Raw genomic sequence first — 18,855 nt, 5'->3', positions numbered from 1 at the left:
GGGGCAGCGCGCCGATGTGTGACAAAAGTGGGAAAAGGCACGGCGAGCAGACGCAGAAGTCGCCGCCGCGCCGGGCTTATAGCCAGGTGTCCTGGGTGGTGGTGGTCAGGAACGCTTCGAGATCGTCGCGCCACGCAGCGGGCGTGTTCTTTTCCGGCTCGATTCCGGTGTACTCGCCGCGGTAGAACAGCAGCGGTCGCGGCTTGGCCCTCGGCACTTCCGACAGCGAGTGCACCGCACCGAACACCACGAAATGGTCGCCACCGTCGTGCACCGACGCTACCGTGCAGTCGATGTGCGCCAGTGTTCCCTCGATGACGGGTGAGCCCAATTCGGAGAGATGCCAGTCGATTCCAGCGAACTTGTCGGGCTCCTTCGAACCGAAGCGCGCCGAAATGTGCTGTTGCTTCTCGTGCAAGATGTTGACGCAGAACTTCCCGCTGGCCTCGATAGCCAGCCAGGTCCGCGACACCTTGGTGGGGCAAAACAACACCAGCGGCGGCTCCAGCGACAACGCCGCGAAGGACTGGCACGCGAACCCGACCGGTGCGCCGTCGTGCATGGTGGTGATGATCGTGATCCCGGTGCAGAACTGACCGAGCACGTTGCGAAACGTACGTGCGTCGATCGGTGTCGCGGCCATTACTGTTGACGGGCGCCGACGGTGAAGTCGTGACCCCATAGGCTGACCGCGGTGCTCTCCCTGGCTATCCAGTCCCGATCGTCGACTTGCAGGCCTTCACAACCGAATTCGACGTCGAACCCGCCGGGCGTCTTCATGTAGAACGACAGCATCTTGTCGTTGACATGCCGCCCCAATGTGGCAGACATCGGTACCTTGCGGCGCAGCGCCCGGTCCAGGCACAGCCCGACGTCGTCGGAGTTTTCCACCTCGACCATCAAATGCACGATGCCGCTCGGGGTGGGCATCGGCAGGAAAGCCAGGCTGTGGTGGCGCGGGTTACAGCCGAAGAAACGCAGCCAGGCCGGCGGTCCGTCCGCGGGACGGCCAACCAACTGGGGCGGCAGCCGCATCGAGTCGCGCAGCCGAAAACCCAGCACGTCGCGGTAGAAGTGCAAGGCCTCGGCGTCGTCGCGGGTGGACAGCACCACATGCCCCAGGCCCTGCTCACCGGTGACGAACTTATGCCCGTACGGGCTGACCACCCGCCGGTGCTCAAGCGCGGCGCCATGGAAGACCTCCAGGCAGTTTCCGGAGGGATCGGAGAATTGGATCATCTCGTCGACGCGTCGCTCCGCCAGTTCCGCCGCGGTGGCTTCCTTGTACGGTGTGCCCTCCACGTCAAGCCGGTTGCGGATGTCCTGCAGCCCTTCGGCGTTCGCGCATTCCCAGCCGGCTACCGCCAGGCGGTCATGCTCGCCGGGCACGATCACAAGCCGGGCGGGGAATTCGTCCATCCGCAGATACAGTGCCCCCTCGGTGCTGCCACTGCCCTCGACCATGCCGAGGACCTTGAGGCCGTACTCCCGCCAGGCCCCCACATCGGTGGCCTCGATGCGCAGATAGCCCAGTGACCGGATGCTCATCACGCACCTCCGAGGAAGTCAATCGTGAGCTTGTTGAACTCGTCGAATTTCTCCACTTGGACCCAATGTCCACATTGCCCGAAAACATGCAGCTGGACACGCGGAATCGTCTTCAACGCCACCAGTGCGCCGTCGAGCGGGTTGACCCGGTCCTCGCGACCCCAGATCAGCAATACCGGCTGGCGCAGCCGGTACACTTCACGCCACATCATCCCGGCTTCAAAGTCCGTGCCGGCGAACGACTTTCCCATCGCCACCGTCGCTGCCAGCGCCTCCGGGGTGCTGGCCAACGCATACCGCGCCTCCACCAGCTCCGGGGTAATGATGTTCTTGTCGTAGACCATCACCCGCAAAAACGCCTCGAGGTTTTCCCTGGTGGGCTGCATAGCGAACTTGTTGAGCCGCTTGACCCCTTCGGTGGGGTCGGCTGCGAACAGGTTGATGCTCAAGCCGCCCGGCCCCATCAACACCAGCCGCCCCGCCCGATCCGGGTAGTCCAGCGCGAATCGGACCGCCGTACCCCCGCCCAGGGAATTGCCCACCAACGGCGCCCGCTGGAGGCCAAGCGCGTCGAACAGGGCCTTGAGGGCTCTTGCGGCGTACCGGTTGAACTGCGGATGCTCGGTCCGTTTGTCCGAGTGCCCGTAACCGGGCTGGTCGACGGCCAGCACATGGAACCGCTGGGCGAACACCGCGATGTTGCGGGAGTAATTCGTCCAGCTCGACGCCCCGGGACCGCCGCCGTGCAACAGCACCACCGTCTGCGGATTGCCGACACCGGCCTCGTGGTAGTGCAGCTTAAGTGGGCCGTCAACGTCGAGCTGCGCGTAACGCGACGTGGACTCGAACGTCAGCTCGTCGGTTGTGGTCATCACACCATGGTGTCGCCGGGCGGCAGCCCGAACTCGTGGTTTCCGAAGATCACGTAGGCCCGTTCCGGGTCGTTGGCCGCGTGCACACGCCCGGCGTGGGCGTCGCGCCAGAACCGTTGGATCGGAGCGGTGTTGGCCAGCGCGGTGGCGCCTGAGGCCTCGAAGAGCCGGTCGATCGAGGCGATCGCGCGGCCGGTGGCGCGCACCTGATCGCGTCGCGCACGGGCCCGCAGCGCGAACGGGATCTCCTTGCCCGCCGCCAACAAGGCATACTCGTCACCCACGTTGCCGATCAACTGACGCCACGCGGCGTCGATGTCGCTGGCTGCCTCGGCGATGCGGACCTTGGCGAACGGGTCGTCCTTGGCCTTCTCGCCGGCGAACGCCGCGCGCACCCGCTTGCCCTGATGCTCCACGTGCGCGTCGTAAGCACCGTAGGCCATGCCCACGATCGGAGCCGTGATGGTCGTGGGATGCATTGTGCCCCAAGGCATCTTGTACACCGGTGCGGTGTTGGTCTGCAGCCCGGCGGCGGTGTGGTCGTTCATCGCCTTGTACGACAGGAACCGGTGGCGTGGCACGAAGACGTTCTTGACGTGCAGCGTGTTGCTGCCGGTGCCGCGCAGCCCCACGACATGCCAGACGTCCTCGATCTCGTATTCGCCGCGCGGGATCAAAAAGCTGCCGAAGTCGACCGGTCGGCCGTCTTTGATCACTGGGCCGCCGACGAACGTCCAGGTGGCGTGGTCGCATCCCGACGACCAGTTCCACGAGCCGTTGACCAGATACCCCCCGTCGACCACGGTGCCCGCGCCCATCGGCGCATACGACGACGAGATCCGCACGCTTGTGTCCTCGCCCCACACTTCTTCCTGGGCTTTTTGGTCGAACAGCGCCAGATGCCAGTTGTGCACCCCCACGATCGAACCGACCCAGCCGGTCGACCCGCAGGCACTGGCCAGCCGCCGAGCCGCCTCGTAGAACAGTGTGGGGTCGCATTCCAGGCCGTCCCATTGTCTGGGCTGCAGCAGCCGGAAGAAGCCGATCTCCTGGAGCTCGCTGACCGTCGCATCGGGCAGCCGGCGCAGGTCCTCGGTCTCCTGGGCCCGCTGCCGCAGCTTAGGCAGCAGTTCGTCGATGCCGTCTAGGACCGATTGGGCGTCGCGTTGTTCAATGGACGTCACTGGGTTCCTCCATCAGTACGGGCTTAAATCAGAGACTAGAACACGTTCCGATTCGTGTCGAGCAGGGTATTCCTGCGGCTGGTAGCGGTACTTAACGCGTTTTCTGTAACCTGTTCTAGTTATGTCAGACGAGAAAGCCCGGGTAGTTATGTCAGACGAGAAAGCCCGGGCCGTGGCGGATACCGTTCCCGACGAGCCGCTGGGCAGTCACGTGCTTGAACTGCAGGTCGCCGAGGTGATCGCCGAGACCGACGAGGCCCGGTCGCTGGTGTTCGCCGTCCCCGACGGCGCCGACATCCCGCCCGAGCGGCTGCGCTACGCGCCCGGACAGTTCCTGACGTTGCGCGTCCCTAGCGAGCGCACCGGCTCGGTGGCGCGCTGCTATTCGCTGTGTGGTTCGCCGTTCACCGGGGACGCGCTGACCGTGACCGTCAAGCGCACCGCCGACGGGTATGCGTCGAACTGGCTGTGCGACCACGCCCACCCCGGGATGCGGATCCACGTGCTGGCCCCGTCCGGCAACTTCGTGCCGAAGACGCTCGACGACGATTTCTTGCTGATCGCGGCCGGCAGCGGGATCACCCCGATCATGTCGATCTGCAAATCCGCGCTGGTCGAGGGCAGCGGGCAGGTGGTGCTGGTCTACGCCAACCGCGACGACCGCTCGGTGATTTTCGGTGATGCGCTGCGGGAGTTGGCGGCCAAGTATCCCGACCGGCTGACCGTCGTGCACTGGCTGGAGTCGCTGCAGGGCCTGCCCAGCGCCGCCGCGCTGGCCAAGCTGGCGGCGCCGTACAGCGACCGGCAGGCCTTCATCTGCGGACCGGGACCGTTTATGCAGGCCAGCCGTGACGCGCTGGAATCACTGAACGTGCCGGCGCACCGTATCCACCTCGAGGTGTTCCGCTCGCTGGACACCGACCCGTTCGCCGCGGTGACGGTCGAGGACTCCGGCGACGAACCTCCGGCCACCGCGGTCGTGCAGCTCGACGGTGAAACCCACACCGTGTCATGGCCGCGGCACGCCAAGCTGCTCGACGTGCTGCTGGACCGCGGCCTGGATGCGCCGTTTTCCTGCCGGGAAGGTCACTGCGGCGCGTGCGCCTGCACGTTGCGCAGCGGGAAAGTCACCATGGAGGTCAACGACGTGCTCGAGCAGCAAGATCTCGACGAAGGACTGATCCTGGCCTGCCAGTCTCGCCCGGAGTCCGATTCGGTCGAAGTCACCTACGACGAGTAGCCGTGGGCGTTAAGTTCGGCTGATGGGCAAGCGGCTGGTGACGGCGCTGGGCGGCGCGGGACTGATGCTTGGATTAGCTCCTTTGTCATCGGCCGCCAGCAACACCGCGACCACGTTGTTTCCCGTCGACGACGCGACCCAGCTCGAGACGCACATCGTGGTCGATTGTCACCGGGCAACCGGCAGTTGCGATTTCACCGCGGGGGCCGACTTGCGCACACCCGATGGGGTGACCGGGTTTCCGCCCGACCTATGGTCGCGGCAGAGCACCGAGATCCGCTCCACCGACCGGCTGGCCTACCTCGACGTGCACGCCAGTGGGCAATTCGAGAGGGTGATGAAATCAGGCGGGTCCGACGTGATCACCACCGTCTACTTCGGTGCCGGGCCGCCCGAGAAGTACCAGACCTCCGGACGAATCGACTCCACGGATTGGCGCACCGGCCAACCGAAGACGGACGTCAACGTGATCGCGTGTACGCACATCCAGGTGGTCTACGCCGGGGTCAACCTCACCTCGCCCAGCACCTGCGCGCAAACCGGCTTTTCCTGATTGTGCCGCCGCCCGCCAATTGGGTCGAAACGGCCACGTCGAAATTGCGCCCATGGTTGTGATTTCGTGAAAACCACAGCCATGAGTGCAATCTCGCGAAAGGTCTGCTAGCGCGGCAGGCCCAGCAGCCGCTCGGCAGCCAGTGTGAGCAGGATCTGCTCGGTACCTCCCGCGATGGTCAGGCAGCGGGTGTTGAGGAAGTCGTGCACGACGGCGTCCTCGACCACTCCGGCGCCCTCGGCGATGTCCATCCGGAATTCGGCCAGGGCCTGCCGGTATCGCACGCCGATGAGCTTGCGCACACTGGACTGCGCGCCGGGATCGTGACCGCCGACCGCCAGCTCCGCGATGCGCTGGTCGAGTAGCGCCCCGGTCTGCGCGGCGACGATCAGCCACCCGAGCTGGTCTTGACGAGCGACGTCGAGGTCCAAATCGGCTGCTGCAGTGAGCAACTCTTCCATCGGGTTACCCAGCGCGGTGCCGGTGGCCATGGCCACCCGCTCGTTGGCCAGCGTGGTGCGCGCCAACCGCCAGCCGTCGTTGACCGCGCCGACGACCATCTCGTCGGGAACGAACACGTCCTCCAGGAAAACCTCGTTGAACAAAGCGTCACCGGTGATCTCCCGTAGCGGCCGGATCACGATGCCGGGCGAGCTCATGTCCACCAGAAAGTAGGTGATGCCTTTATGTTTCGGCGCGTTTGGGTCTGTCCTGGCCAGGCACACTCCCCATTGCGCTTTGTGCGCCGACGACGTCCACACCTTCTGCCCGGTCAGCTTCCATCCGCCCTCGACACGCACCGCCTTGGTGCGCAGCGAAGCCAGATCCGAACCGGCTCCTGGCTCGGAAAACAGCTGGCACCAGAAGATTTCGCCGCGCAGGGTGGCCGGGACGAAGCGCTCGATCTGCTCGGGTGTACCGTGCTCGAGGATTGTCGGCGCGGCCCACCACCCGATCACCAAGTCGGGGCGCTCGACGCCGGCCGCGGCCATCTCCTGGTCGATCAGCAGCTGTTCGGCCGGTGATGCGCCGCGCCCGTAGGGCGCCGGCCAGTGCGGCGCCAGCAGGCCCGCTTCGGCGAGGGCCACCTGCTGTTTGTCCTTGGGCAGTGCGGCGATCCCCGCGACTGTGGCGGCGATCTGGGGCCGTAAATCCGCGACCCCCCCGAGGTCGATGCTCAGCCGCCGGCGCCCCCCGGCCCGGGTCAACGCCGCGGTGCGGCGCAACCAGCGCGCCGAACCGCCGAGGAATTGCCCGATGCCGTAGGCCCGGCGCAGGTACAGATGCGCGTCGTGCTCCCAGGTGATGCCGATGCCGCCGAGCACCTGGATGCAGTCTTTGGCGTTGGCCTTGGCGGCCTCGATACCGATGCTGGCGGCGACGGCCGCGGCGATCGACAACTGTTCGGGGTCCGGGTCGGCGACCGCGTGCGCGGCATCAGCCGCAGCCACTGCGACTTGCTCTGCGCGGCATAGCATTTCGGCGCAAATGTGTTTGATTGCCTGGAAGCTGCCGATCGGTTTGCCGAACTGCTCACGCACCTTGGCGTAAGCCACCGCGGTGTCCAGCGCCCAGCGAGTCACCCCGGCCGCCTCGGCGGACAGCACGGTGGCGGCCAGGTCCTGCACCGGGCCGTCGACCACGCTGGCCGGCGCGCTTGCCAGCACCACCCGCGCCAGCGGACGGGAGAAGTCGGTGCCCTGCAGCGGCTCGACCGACACGGCGGCGTCGACGGTGTCGATCAGCAGCCATTTGCCGTTTGCCGGCACCAACAACAGCCCGCCGTCGGTCGCACCGAGCGCCCATGGCACCGTGCCGGATGCGCGCAAAGCGGTATCGACGTGTAGGTCGGCGCTCAGGGCCACGCCGGCGACGCGTTCACCGGATGCCAGCTGGCCGCGCACCCGCGGATCGGATACCGCCAGCGTGGCCAGCGCCGTCGTCGCGACCGGGCCCGGCACCAAGGCCTTGGCCGCCTCCTCGACCATGGCGCAGAGGTCCTCGACCCGCCCGCCGGCGCCGCCGCAGTCCTCAGGCACCGCGACACCGAACAGCCCCAGGCCGGCCAGGCCGTCGTAAACCGGCTGCCAGGCCTCGCGCTTTCCCTGCTCGATGTCGCGAATCGCGGCCGTTGTTCCCGCGCCGGCGGCCCACTCGCGCACCAACCCACGCGCTGCCAATTGCTCGTCGCTGATGGTGGTCGGCACGTTGCGGCTCCTCCGTTGACTAGAACGTGTTCTAATAGTGCCAGCGATCGACCGTCAAGTCGAACGCCGTTGCAGCAGCACACGCCGGTGTCCCCAGCCGCACGGAGGTGAGCAATCGAGGTTCAGGATGCGTATCGTTTTCAGCGAGATCGCCAGATGAAGGAGCTGTCCGTCACATGTCCCCTCACATCTCGGGGCCAGCGAACACCGATGCGGCCGGCGCGCCGGGCGCGCAGCCTCGCGAGGTCATGAACGTGGCGGTGTTGGCCGAATCCGAGCTGGGCTCCGAGGCCCAGCGCGAGCGGCGCAAGCGCATCCTGGACGCGACGATGGCGATCGCCTCCAAAGGCGGCTACGAGGCAGTACAGATGCGTGCGGTGGCAGACCGGGCCGACGTGGCAGTGGGCACGCTCTACCGGTATTTCCCGTCGAAGGTGCATCTGCTGGTCTCGGCGCTGGGCCGCGAGTTCGAGCGCATCGACGCCAAGACCGACCGCTCCACGCTGCCCGGCGGCACGCCGTATCAGCGGCTGAACTTCATGGTCAGCAAGCTCAACCGCGCGATGCAGCGCAACCCGCTGCTGACCGAGGCGATGACCCGCGCCTACGTCTTCGCCGACGCGTCCGCCGCGGGTGAGGTTGATCATGTCGAGAAACTGATCGATTCGATGTTCGCCCGGGCAATGGCCGACGGTGAACCGACCGAGGACCAGTACCACATCGCCCGGGTGATCTCGGACGTGTGGCTGTCCAACCTGCTGGCCTGGCTGACCCGGCGCGCGTCGGCCACCGACGTCAGCAAGCGGCTGGACCTGGCGGTGCGGCTTTTGCTCGGCGAGGAGCACGCCAAAAGCTGACCTCAGGGGTGAGCGCACGGGCGGCGAATGCCAGGCGCGCCCGCCCGAAAGATCGCTTAGGCTCGGGTTCCGTGGTGGCGGTGGACCTCAACGCTGACTTGGGTGAGGGCTTCGGCGTGTGGCGGCTCGGCGACGACGACGCCATGCTCGGCATCGTCACCAGCGCCAACATTGCGTGCGGTTTTCACGCCGGGGATCCAGCGGGCCTGCTGCGGGTTTGCCGGGCCGCGGCCGCACGGGGGGTGCGGATCGGCGCACAAGTCGGCTACCGGGACCTGGCCGGGTTCGGCAGGCGGTTCATTGACGTCTCCGCGGACGACCTGCTCGCCGACGTCATCTACCAGATTGGGGCGTTGCAGGCTCTTGCGCAGGTCGCGGGCTCAGCTGTCTGTTACGTGAAACCCCATGGGGCGCTCTACAACACGATCGTCAATCACCGCGACCAGGCTGCCGCCGTCGCCGAAGCAGTGCGTGTGGTGGACGCCGGCTTGCCGGTGCTCGGCCTGGCCGGGTCAGCATTTTTCGACGAAGCACTGGCACGTGGTTTGCGCACCGTGCCGGAAGCATTCGCCGATCGGGCCTACCGCCCGGATGGCCAGTTGGTGTCTCGCCGCCAACCCGGTGCCCTCCTTCACGACCCGGCTGCGATTGCCGAGCGGGTGCTGAGCATGGTGACGACGGGCCGGGTCACTGCGGTTGACGGCTCGACGATCCCGATCAGCGTGGAATCGGTTTGCGTGCACGGTGATTCGCCGGGCGCGCTGCAGATCGCTTCGGCGGTGCGGGATCACTTGAAGGCCGGCGGTGTCGACGTGAAGGCCTTTTGCTGATGCGGCTCAAGCCCGGGCGGCCGAACATCGCGCGATACTCCGGCAGGTTCAGCCTGCCCGCGGCAAAATCTGACGCGCCGGTATCCGTTACCTGGCTCGGCGTGACGACCCTGCTACTCGACGACGGGACCTCCGCGCTGATGACGGACGGCTACTTTTCTCGTCCCAGCCTGCCCCGGGTGGCGCTGCGCAAGGTGTCGCCATCGCCGGCCCGCGTCTACGGCTGCCTGGCCCGCGCCAACGTGTCGCGGCTACAGGCCGTCATCCCGGTGCACACGCACATCGATCATGCGCTGGACTCGGCGCTGGTCGCCGATGTCACGGGTGCCCGGCTGGTTGGTGGCGAGTCGGCGGCCAACGTCGGGCGCGGATACGGCCTGCCCGAAGACCGGTTGCTGGTCGCGGCCTCAGGCAAGCCAATCTTGTTGGGCGCCTATGACATAACGCTGGTCGAATCACGCCATTCTCCGCCCGACCGGTTTGCCGGAGTCATCACGACACCGGTGCGACCGCCGGTGAAGGCGTCGGCCTTCCGGTGCGGGGAGGCGTGGTCGATGCTGGTCCATCACCGCCCATCGGGCCGACGGTTGTTGATCCAGGGCAGCGCGGGGTTCGTCAAAGGCGCACTGACCGGCCGGCACGCCGAGGTCGTCTACCTCGGCGTGGGGCAGCTCGGGGTGCTGCCGAGGTCGTATCTGCTCGACTACTGGACGCAGACCGTGCGGGCAGTGGGCGCGCGCCGAGTGGTGTTGATCCATTGGGACGACTTTTTCCGTCCCCTGTCAAAACCCTTGCGGGCCTTGCCTTATGCTGCTGACGACCTGGACGTGTCTCTGCGCGTCCTGGGCGAGCTGGCCGCACAGGACGACATCGCGCTGCACCTGCCGACGGTGTGGCGCCGCGAGGATCCGTGGGCCTGAACGTTGACACTGATCCTCGCCCTGGTATTGCTCGCTGTCGTCCTGGGCTTCGCGGTCGCGCGCCCACGCGGCTGGCCCGAGGCTTTCGCCGCGGTCCCGGCCGCTGTCCTGCTGATCCTGGTCGGCGCGATCTCAGTCCATGACGCTGCGGCTGAGGCTGCTCGACTGTCGCGGGTCGTTGCGTTCCTGGGCGCGGTACTGGTACTGGCCAAGCTGTGCGACGACGAAGGGCTGTTCGAGGCCGCCGGCGCCGCGATGGCCCGGGCACATGCCGGGCCGTCGCGACACCTGTTACGGCAGGTGTTCGTCATCGCCGCGATCATTACCGCGGTGCTGAGCTTAGACGCCACCGTGGTGTTGTTGACGCCGGTGGTGCTGGCCACGGTGCGCTGGCTGCGGGCACCGGTGCGTCCGCACGCCTATGCCAGCGCTCACTTGGCCAATGCCGCCTCCCTGCTGCTGCCGGTGTCGAACCTGACTAACCTGCTGGCCTTTCACGTCGCCAAATTGTCGTTCACCAAGTTCACCCTGGTGATGGTGTCGCCGTGGCTGGCTGCGGTAGCGACCGTGTATCTGGTGTTTCGCTGGTTTTTTGCCGCGGATCTGCGTGTGGTGCCCGATCGCCACGAGGTCGGCCCACCGCCACAGCTGCCGGTGTTCGCGGTGACGGTGGTCGTGCTGACGCTGGCGGGGTTCGCGATCGCCGAGGCCGCCGGTGTCGCGCCGGCGTGGGCAGCGCTCGCCGGAGCCACGGTGCTGGCTGTGCGAAGCCTGCGCCACCGCCGTACCTCGGCGACGGAGATCGTGCGCGCGGTCAACGTGCCGTTCTTGGTGTTCGTGCTGGCGCTGGGCGTCGTGGTGCAGGCGGTCATGGTCAACGGGCTGGCCAGCCGCATGTGTGCGCTGATCCCCGCCGGCCGTGGGTTGCTCGCACTGCTTGCAATCGCCGCGGTGGCCGCCACGCTGGCCAACATCGTCAACAACCTGCCGGCTACGCTGGTGCTGCTGCCCCTGGCCGCGACCAGTGGGCCCGCGGCGATCCTGGCGGTGCTGCTCGGCGTCAATATCGGTCCAAACCTGACCTATGCCGGCTCACTGTCGAACCTGTTGTGGCGCAGGGTTCTTCACAGGTATGACGTGCCGGCCAGTTTCGGCGAGTACACGCGGCTAGGGATGTGCACCGTGCCCACGGCACTGGTGGCGTCGGTGCTGGCGCTGTGGGTCAGCGCGCGGTTATTGGGGGTTTAACTCGCGACGGTATATGGGCGGCAACGGCAATGCTAGCTCCGTCATCACCCTGCGCAGCAGTGTGGGGTAGTCGGTGACGATGCCGTCAGCACCGGCGGCGATCAGGGCCCGCATGGCATCGGCGTCGTTGACCGTAGCTGGAATGACCTTGAGCCCCAACATGTGCGCCCGATTCACCAACGCTTCGTCGACAATTGCATAGTCAGGCGAGACGATGTCGGCACCCACAATCCTGGCGCCGACGATCGGATCGCGGACGACGGCCGGGTTGATGCCTGCCAGCCACACTGAACCCGGTGTCCATGTCGCCTCGTTCCATAACGCGACCAACGGAATCGACGGTTCGGCTTGACGCGCCATGGGCAGTGTCCGCCAGTCGAAGCTCTCGATTTCCACCCGGCCGACCTTGCCCGCGGCCCTGACCGCCGCCAGTATGACATCGACGAATTCCTGCGGGCCCGCCGTTCTCGCCGGATCGGCAGCATCGACTTTGGTTTCGATGTCGTAGCGCACGTCGGCTCGATAGGAACCGGTCAGCGCGAAGACATCGGGCAGGGTTGCGATCTTGTTGCCCAGCACGACTTCCGCATTCGGGAACTCGCTGAGCAGTTTGCCGCAGTCAAGCATGCGGATTTGCGCCAAGGTGAGCTCGTGCACCAGCTTTCCGACATAGGGATATTGCGGGTCCGCGGCGAACGCCGGCGCGGTGTCGGCGCACTTGGTGGGCTCGATCGTCAGGTCGTGCCACACCACAGGTTGATGGTCCTTGGTGATGCCGATGTCGAATTCCAGTGTGCTGACTCCAAGCTCGAGTGATTTTGCGAAGGCGCGCAGCGACTCCTCGGTCGTCTCACCGCTGCCGCCGCGATGGGCCACCAGATCGAAGTCGGCGGCCTGCGCGTTGGCCGCCGCCGGCGGACCGCACAGCGCGACGACCACCGCCAGGAGGAATGCGCCGAGCCGGGCCTGCATGGCAGCGAAGTTATCCGCGGCGCTGGCGGGCGATTTCGGCGAGTACCACTCCGGCAGCCACCGACGCATTCAGCGATTCGGCGGGGCCGGCCATCGGGATGGACACCACCGCGTCGCAGGTCTGCCGCACCAGCCTGGACAGGCCCTTGCCTTCCGAGCCCACGACGACCACCAACGGGTCGGTGCCGTCCAGCTCGTCGACGGTCGTAGCTCCGCCAGCGTCCAACCCGATTACCTGTAGCCCACGGTCGGCCCAATCCTTCAGTGTCCGAGTAAGGTTCGGAGCACGTGCCACTGGAACACGGGCGGCGGCACCGGCACTGGTCCGCCAGGCCACCGCCGTCACCGCCGCGGACCGCCGCCGTGGAATCAGCACACCATGCCCGGCGAACGCCGCCACCGAGCGCACGACCGCGCCCAGATTACGCGGATCGGAGATATTGTCCAACGCGACCAGCAGTGCCGGTGGTGACTCCATGGCCGCGGTGAGTAAGTCGTCGGGGTGAGCATAACGGTAGGGCGGGACCTGTAAAGCGATGCCCTGATGCAGCCCGTTGGTGGTGATGCGGTCCAGGTCTGTGCGCGGTACCTCCAGGATTGCGATACCTGAATCGGCTGCCAGCCTTACGGATTCGGTGAGCCGTTCGTCGGCTTCGGCGCCGAGCGCAACGTACAGTGCGGTCGCGGGGACGCCTGCGCGCAGGCATTCCAGCACCGGATTGCGCCCGAGCACCACCTCGGTGTCATCGCCGCGCTTGGCCGGTTGGCGGTGCGGCGGTTTGGCCCGCTTTGCCGCCGGATGATACGGACGCATGTGCGCCGGCGGGGTGGGACCGCGTCCCTCCAGACCGCGGCGGCGCTGTCCGCCTGAGCCCACGGTGCGGGCTTTCTTCGTGCCGGGTTTGCGCACCGCTCCGCGGCGCCGCGAGTTACCGGCCATCACTTGTTGTCATCGCCGACCAGCGACCACTGCGGCCCGTCGGCGGTATCGGTGACCTCAATGCCGGCTTGTTTGAGCCGGTCACGAATCTCATCGGCCAGCGCCCAGTTTCGTTGCTCGCGCGCCCTTTCCCGCCGCTGCAGTTCGGCCTGCACCAGCACGTCCAGGGCGACCAGTGCGGCCGACGTCTCATCGCGGGTGTCCCAACGCTCGTCGAGCGGATCGCAGCCGAGGATGCCCATCATCGCGCGGATCGCGCTGGCCTTGGCCAGCGCGGCGTCGTGATCACCAGCGTCGAGGGCGCGGTTGCCCTCGGCGCGCGTCTGGTGGATCTCGGCCAGTGCGATCGGAACCGAGAGGTCGTCGTCCAGCGCTTGCGCGAACCGGGGAGTCCAGCAACCGGGAAGCACCGTACCGACCCGTCGCCGTACCCGGTGCAGGAAATCCTCAATCCCGACGTAAGCATTGACCGCGTCCTGCAGTGCAGTTTCGGAGAATTCCAGCATCGAGCGGTAGTGTGCACTGCCCAGGTAGTAGCGCAGTTCGGCGGGCCGGACCCGTTCCAGCATGGCCGGGATGGACAACACATTGCCCAGCGACTTGCTCATCTTCTCCCCGCCCATGGTGACCCAGCCGTTGTGCAGCCAGTAGCGGGCGAACCCGTCCCCGGCGGCGCGACTCTGCGCAATCTCGTTCTCATGGTGCGGAAAGACCAAATCCATTCCACCGCAATGGATGTCGAATTCCGCGCCCAGGTAGGTGCGGGCCATCGCGGAGCATTCCAGGTGCCAGCCGGGACGCCCCCGGCCCCACGGCGTGGGCCAAGACGGCTCGCCAGGCTTGGCGCCCTTCCACAGGGTGAAGTCACGCTGGTCGCGTTTGCCGGTGGCCACCCCCTCGCCCTGATGGACGTCTTCGATCCGGTGCCCGGACAACTGCCCGTATTCGGGGTAGCTCAGCACGTCGAAATACACGTCGGCGTCGCCTTCCCGAACAGATGTGTAGGCATGACCGGTGTCGATCAACCGCTCGATCAGCTCGACCATCTGGGTGATGTGCCCGGTGGCACGGGGCTCTGCCGAAGGGGGCAAGACGCCCAGCGCGTCGTAGGCGGCGGTGAACTCGCGCTCGTAGGTGGCCGCCCACTCCCACCACGGCCGGCCGGCAGCGGCGGCCTTGTTGAGGATCTTGTCATCGATATCGGTCACGTTGCGAATAAATGCCACCTCGTATCCCCGCGCGATCAGCCAACGGCGCAGGATGTCGAAGGCCACGGCGCTGCGGACGTGCCCGATATGCGGCAGGCCCTGGACGGTGGCACCGCACAGGTAAATGGAGACATGCCCGGGCCGCAGCGGGATGAAATCACGCACGGCACCACTGGCCGTGTCGTGTAGCCGCAGCTGGGCGCGATCGGTCACGACGTGCCAGCTTACCGGGCTATTCGCCGGCCAGCGGCGTTCGCCGGTTCGGACCCCGCCACCAGACGCGCGGTCCCCGCATGTGCTGACGAAACTTGGCCCTACGCCTTCGCCCGCCGGAAGACCAGCGCGGTCGCCACCGCGGCCAGGCCTTCCCCCCGCCCGGTCAGGCCCAGCCCGTCGGTGGTGGTCGCCGACACCGACACCGGCGCGCCGAGCACCCCCGACAGCAACTCCTGCGCCTCGGCCCGGCGGGGACCCACTTTGGGCCGCTCGCCGATCACCTGCACGGCGGCGTTGCCGATCTGATAGCCGTGGGCGGTGAGCAGGTCGCGGACGTGGCCGAGCATGCCGGTGCCGCTGACGCCTTGCCAGCGGGGATCGCCGACCCCGAACAGGTCACCGATATCGCCGAGGCCCGCCGCCGACAGTAGGGCATCGCAGAGCGCATGCGCGGCGACGTCGCCGTCCGAATGCCCGGCGCAGCCGTCGACGTCGGGAAACAACAGGCCGAGCAGCCAGCATGGCCGCCCTGGTTCGATGGGGTGTACATCAGTGCCCAGCCCGATGCGCGGTAGCGAGCTCACCGGTTCACGATCGCCTTGGCCAACACCAGGTCGAGGGCGGTGGTGATCTTGAACGCCAGCGGGTCACCGTCGACCACTCGGACTTGGGCGCCGACGTGCTCGACGACCGAGGCGTCGTCGGTGAAATCGCCGCCCTCGGCGCGCTGGTACGCGCGCAGCAGCAGCTCGGTGGCAAAGCCCTGCGGGGTCTGCACTGCCCGCAGCCCGGCTCGCTCCGGCGTTCCCAGCACCACGCCGTCCGCGTCAACGGCCTTGATCGTGTCCGGCACCGGCAACGCGGGCACCACCGCCGGATGGCCGGCGCGCAGCGCCTCGACCACGCGCACCACCAACTCCGGCGGCGTCAGCGCCCGCGCGGCGTCGTGCACCAGCACGAAGTCGGGCTCGCCGGCGGCGGCCAACGCCAGACTGACCGATTGACTGCGGTTCGCACCCCCGGCCACGACGGTTGCCAGGTGTCCGAGGATCAGCTTGGCTTGGTCGGTGCGGTCGGGGGGCACCGCCACCACTGCCCGGTCGACGACGCCGGAGTCCAGCAAGCCGACGACGGCGCGTTCGACCAGCGTGCGCCCGTCAAGGTGGAAGAACGCCTTCGGGATACCGGCGGCTAGCCGCGCCCCCGCCCCTGCAGCCGGGACCACCGCGACTACCGTGCCCGTCACACTGCATGCCCCCGGGGCGTTTACGACGCGGCGGCCAAAACCTCGTCGAGGATGGTCTCCGCCTTCGCGTCGTCGGTGTTCTCGGCCAGGGCCAATTCACCGACCAAGATCTGCCGCGCCTTGGCCAGCATGCGCTTCTCGCCCGCCGAAAGGCCCCGCTCCTGGTCGCGGCGCCACAAGTCACGGACTACCTCGGCCACCTTGTTCACATCGCCGGACGCGAGTTTTTCCAGGTTGGCTTTGTAGCGGCGCGACCAGTTCGTCGGCTCCTCGGTGTGTGGAGCGCGCAGCACCTGGAAAACCTTGTCCAGGCCTTCCTGCCCGACCACATCGCGGACGCCGACGTATTCGGCGTTCTCGGCGGGCACTCGAACTGTGAGGTCTCCCTGCGCCACCTTCAAGACGAGATATTCCTTTTGTTCCCCTTTGATGGTTCGGGTTTCGATCGCCTCGATCAACGCAGCACCGTGATGTGGATAGACGACGGTGTCTCCGACCTTAAAAATCATCTGATTCGAGCCCCTTTCGTTACTTCATGCTAACACGGGCCCCCGACACGCGCGGAACAACGGTGCAGGTCAGGGGCACCGCAGGTGAGAACTGGGGCTTGACAGATGCGCAAATTCATGCAAGGGGCCGCCTCAACGGGAATCCCCGTGGAATGCCGACCGCCCTGGTCGATGCCCCGCTGCGCTGCTAAGACGCCCTGCGCTACCGCCGGGGTGAGCGTGCTACTACTGTGCATAGTCGAACCGCGTGGCTGAGCAGGAGGCATGAAGTGAACCGCGTCAGGACCGCCGTGCTGGCCGCGACCGGCCTGGTCGCCGTCGCCACGCTCACCGGTTGCAGCAGCGGCCAGATCGCGCAGACCTCGGAACAGCAGTCCGCGGTCAACGGTGGCGAAGGGTCGGTCAAATACGTCGCGCTGCGCAACGTCTACATCAAGGCGGTGCAAACGGGTGACTTCCTGCGGCCCGGTCAATCCGTGGACCTGGTGTTCGTGGCCACCAACCAGTCACCGGATATCGATGACAAGCTGGTCGCCATCACCACCGACGTCGGGACGGTGACCGTCACTGGTGACAGTCGACTGCCTGCCGGGGGCAAGTTACTGGTCGGCACACCCGACGGACAGGCCATCAAGGCGCTGGACGCCGTCGAGCCCGCGCATGCCGCCAAGGCCACTGTGGCGCTGGCCAAACCGATCACCAACGGACTGACCTACACGTTCAACTTCTCGTTCGAGAAGGCCGGCAGCGCCACCGTGAGCGTCCCCATTTCGGCCGGCTCGACGACCCTGGAGGAGCAGCCCCCGGCGCAGGCCGAGCATCCGTAGCAATCCAGCTTGTCACACCCCGCCGATATGGTCACGGCGTGGCCAAGGCGCGTTCGCAGTACCGCTGCTCGGAATGTCACCATGTGACCGCCAAGTGGGTGGGCCGCTGCCTGGCATGCGGTACGTGGGGCACAGTCGACGAGGTTGCGCTGCTGTCCGCGGTCCGCGGCAGCGCCCGCCGGTCGCCGCTTCAAGCGTGCCGGGCCCTTCCGATCAGCGCCATCGAGCCGCACCACACCTACCACTGCCCGACGGGAGTCGGTGAATTCGACCGGGTACTCGGCGGCGGCGTGGTGCCCGGTTCGGTGACGCTGTTGGCGGGCGATCCCGGGGCGGGCAAGTCGACGCTGCTGCTCAAGGTCGCCCACCGGTGGGCACAAATGGGGCGGCGCGCGCTATACGTCTCCGGTGAGGAATCCGCCGGTCAGATCCGGATGCGGGCCGACCGCACCGGCTGCAGCCACGACCAGGTGTACCTGGCGGCCGAATCCGATCTGCACGCGGTGCTGGGCCATATCGACGCGGTGGCGCCCACGCTGGTTGTCGTGGACTCGGTCCAGACTTTGTCGACCACCGAGGCCGACGGCGCAACAGGCGGAGTCACCCAGGTCCGAGCGGTCACTGCTGGGCTGACCTCGGCCGCGAAGAGGACCGGCGTTGCGCTGCTGCTCGTCGGCCATGTCACCAAGGACGGCGCGATTGCCGGACCGCGGTCGCTGGAACACCTTGTGGACGTGGTGCTGCACTTCGACGGCGACCGCAACTCCGCGTTACGCATGGTGCGCAGCGTCAAGAACCGGTTCGGCACCACCGACGATGTTGGTTGTTTTCTGCTGCAGGACAACGGGATTGACGAAGTGAGCGATCCATCCGGCCTGTTTCTCGATCAACGGCCCGAGCCGGTGCCGGGCACCGCGATCACGGTGACGCTGGACGGGAAGCGGCCTTTGATCGGCGAAGTGCAGGCATTGCTGGCCCGACCATCGGGCGGGTCACCCCGGCGGGCGGTCAGCGGCATCGACCATGCGCGTGCCGCGATGATCACCGCTGTGCTGGAAACACATGCGCGGCTATCCATTTCGGTGACCGACGTTTTCTTGTCCACCGTCGGCGGCATGCGGCTGACCGACCCGTCCTCGGATCTGGCGGTTGCGATGGCGTTGGCATCGGCGTATGCGAACCTGCCGCTGCCCACCACCGCGGTGATCATCGGTGAGGTCGGCCTGGCCGGTGACCTGCGCCGGGTCGCCGGGATGCAACGGCGTCTGGTTGAAGCCGCCCGGCAGGGGTTCACCACAGCGCTGATCCCATCCGGATCCGGTGCGCCGCCGCCAGGTCTGCGTGCGCTCGAGGCGCCGACCATCGTCGCAGCGCTGCACCACCTGGTTGATATCGCACAACACCGCCGCAATACGCCCGCGCCGCTGCATCAACTCGATCTGCCGCCCGGCGCGGCGGGCGATAGATCACAATGAGTG

General features: G+C 67.0%; 19 protein-coding genes. 8 read left to right on the top strand and 11 right to left on the bottom strand.

Annotated features, from left to right (window positions below; all coding sequences use genetic code 11):
* Positions 1-76: 76 nt before the first annotated feature.
* From hsaB to hsaA, 4 genes are read right to left on the bottom strand one after another with little or no spacing between them, the layout of a single operon-like run.
* A complete protein-coding gene (gene hsaB, locus MHEC_RS02155) occupies positions 77-643 on the bottom strand; it encodes a 3-hydroxy-9,10-secoandrosta-1,3,5(10)-triene-9,17-dione monooxygenase reductase subunit (RefSeq protein WP_048891107.1) in 567 nt (188 codons plus the stop codon).
* On the bottom strand, positions 643-1,548 hold the full coding sequence (gene hsaC, locus MHEC_RS02150; protein WP_048891106.1) for an iron-dependent extradiol dioxygenase HsaC: 906 nt from the start codon (positions 1,546-1,548) through the stop codon (positions 643-645). The genes hsaB and hsaC overlap by 1 nt, the downstream gene beginning before the upstream one ends.
* Entirely contained in the window at positions 1,548-2,420 is an 873-nt protein-coding gene (gene hsaD / locus MHEC_RS02145) for a 4,5:9,10-diseco-3-hydroxy-5,9,17-trioxoandrosta-1(10),2-diene-4-oate hydrolase (protein ID WP_048891105.1), read from the bottom strand. Before hsaD ends, hsaC begins: the two co-directional genes overlap by 1 nt.
* Entirely contained in the window at positions 2,420-3,604 is a 1,185-nt protein-coding gene (gene hsaA / locus MHEC_RS02140; protein WP_048891104.1) for a 3-hydroxy-9,10-secoandrosta-1,3,5(10)-triene-9,17-dione monooxygenase oxygenase subunit, read from the bottom strand. Before hsaA ends, hsaD begins: the two co-directional genes overlap by 1 nt.
* Positions 3,605-3,752: 148 nt before the next feature.
* On the opposite strand from hsaA, the gene MHEC_RS02135 reads away from it, so the two are divergent.
* Together MHEC_RS02135 and MHEC_RS02130 are read left to right on the top strand one after the other, a co-directional pair.
* Positions 3,753-4,844 (top strand): ferredoxin--NADP reductase, encoded by a 1,092-nt coding sequence (locus tag MHEC_RS02135; RefSeq protein WP_048891103.1) that lies wholly within the window; start codon positions 3,753-3,755, stop codon positions 4,842-4,844.
* Between the two features lie 22 nt (positions 4,845-4,866).
* Positions 4,867-5,397 (top strand): hypothetical protein, encoded by a 531-nt coding sequence (locus MHEC_RS02130; protein ID WP_048891102.1) that lies wholly within the window; start codon positions 4,867-4,869, stop codon positions 5,395-5,397.
* 107 nt (positions 5,398-5,504) lie between these two features.
* On the opposite strand, the gene MHEC_RS02125 is transcribed toward MHEC_RS02130, so the two are convergent.
* Positions 5,505-7,604 (bottom strand): acyl-CoA dehydrogenase, encoded by a 2,100-nt coding sequence (locus MHEC_RS02125; RefSeq protein ID WP_048891101.1) that lies wholly within the window; start codon positions 7,602-7,604, stop codon positions 5,505-5,507.
* A 254-nt stretch (positions 7,605-7,858) separates the two neighbouring features.
* On the opposite strand from MHEC_RS02125, the gene kstR reads away from it, so the two are divergent.
* From kstR to MHEC_RS02105, 4 genes are all read left to right on the top strand, one after another.
* The gene (gene kstR, locus MHEC_RS02120) at positions 7,859-8,461 is read left to right on the top strand and encodes a cholesterol catabolism transcriptional regulator KstR (RefSeq protein WP_003921731.1); all 603 of its coding nucleotides are present in this window, start codon (positions 7,859-7,861) and stop codon (positions 8,459-8,461) included.
* A 71-nt stretch (positions 8,462-8,532) separates the two neighbouring features.
* Positions 8,533-9,291: a LamB/YcsF family protein gene (locus tag MHEC_RS02115; RefSeq protein WP_048891100.1), complete on the top strand. Its 759-nt coding sequence runs from the start codon at positions 8,533-8,535 to the stop codon at positions 9,289-9,291.
* On the top strand, positions 9,291-10,211 hold the full coding sequence (locus MHEC_RS02110; protein ID WP_048891099.1) for an MBL fold metallo-hydrolase: 921 nt from the start codon (positions 9,291-9,293) through the stop codon (positions 10,209-10,211). The genes MHEC_RS02115 and MHEC_RS02110 overlap by 1 nt, the downstream gene beginning before the upstream one ends.
* Before the next feature lie 3 nt (positions 10,212-10,214).
* Positions 10,215-11,459 carry an SLC13 family permease gene (locus MHEC_RS02105; protein WP_048891098.1) on the top strand — a complete coding sequence of 415 codons (1,245 nt, stop codon included), beginning with the start codon at positions 10,215-10,217 and terminating at the stop codon, positions 11,457-11,459.
* Here MHEC_RS02105 and MHEC_RS02100 read toward each other — a convergent pair.
* The 6 genes from MHEC_RS02100 to carD all read right to left on the bottom strand — a co-directional run bounded on the left by MHEC_RS02100 (position 11,445) and on the right by carD (position 16,550).
* On the bottom strand, positions 11,445-12,431 hold the full coding sequence (locus MHEC_RS02100) for a glycerophosphodiester phosphodiesterase family protein (protein WP_048891200.1): 987 nt from the start codon (positions 12,429-12,431) through the stop codon (positions 11,445-11,447). The two genes, MHEC_RS02105 and MHEC_RS02100, sit on opposite strands and share 15 nt — an antisense overlap.
* A gap of 10 nt (positions 12,432-12,441) precedes the next feature.
* On the bottom strand, positions 12,442-13,371 hold the full coding sequence (gene rlmB, locus MHEC_RS02095; protein WP_048891097.1) for a 23S rRNA (guanosine(2251)-2'-O)-methyltransferase RlmB: 930 nt from the start codon (positions 13,369-13,371) through the stop codon (positions 12,442-12,444).
* Positions 13,371-14,792, bottom strand: a complete 1,422-nt coding sequence (cysS, locus tag MHEC_RS02090; RefSeq protein WP_048891096.1) for a cysteine--tRNA ligase — start codon at positions 14,790-14,792, stop codon at positions 13,371-13,373. The genes rlmB and cysS overlap by 1 nt, the downstream gene beginning before the upstream one ends.
* A gap of 101 nt (positions 14,793-14,893) precedes the next feature.
* Positions 14,894-15,379 (bottom strand): 2-C-methyl-D-erythritol 2,4-cyclodiphosphate synthase, encoded by a 486-nt coding sequence (gene ispF / locus MHEC_RS02085; protein WP_048891095.1) that lies wholly within the window; start codon positions 15,377-15,379, stop codon positions 14,894-14,896.
* Positions 15,376-16,041, bottom strand: coding sequence for a 2-C-methyl-D-erythritol 4-phosphate cytidylyltransferase (ispD, locus tag MHEC_RS02080; RefSeq protein ID WP_048891094.1), 666 nt, complete (start codon positions 16,039-16,041; stop codon positions 15,376-15,378). Before ispD ends, ispF begins: the two co-directional genes overlap by 4 nt.
* 20 nt (positions 16,042-16,061) lie before the next feature.
* A complete protein-coding gene (gene carD, locus MHEC_RS02075) occupies positions 16,062-16,550 on the bottom strand; it encodes an RNA polymerase-binding transcription factor CarD (RefSeq protein ID WP_003921720.1) in 489 nt (162 codons plus the stop codon).
* A 269-nt stretch (positions 16,551-16,819) separates the two neighbouring features.
* Between carD and MHEC_RS02070 the strand changes: the two genes are divergently transcribed.
* Together MHEC_RS02070 and radA are read left to right on the top strand one after the other, a co-directional pair.
* On the top strand, positions 16,820-17,377 hold the full coding sequence (locus tag MHEC_RS02070) for a hypothetical protein (protein ID WP_048891093.1): 558 nt from the start codon (positions 16,820-16,822) through the stop codon (positions 17,375-17,377).
* Positions 17,378-17,415: 38 nt separating this feature from the next.
* Positions 17,416-18,852 carry a DNA repair protein RadA gene (gene radA / locus MHEC_RS02065; protein WP_048891092.1) on the top strand — a complete coding sequence of 479 codons (1,437 nt, stop codon included), beginning with the start codon at positions 17,416-17,418 and terminating at the stop codon, positions 18,850-18,852.
* Positions 18,853-18,855 lie beyond the last annotated feature (3 nt).

Origin of the sequence: Mycobacterium heckeshornense (assembly GCF_016592155.1) — a bacterium.
GTDB lineage: Bacteria > Actinomycetota > Actinomycetes > Mycobacteriales > Mycobacteriaceae > Mycobacterium > Mycobacterium heckeshornense.
The sequence above is the reverse complement of the archived record's forward strand: the minus strand, read 5'-3'. Positions and strand labels throughout refer to the sequence as shown.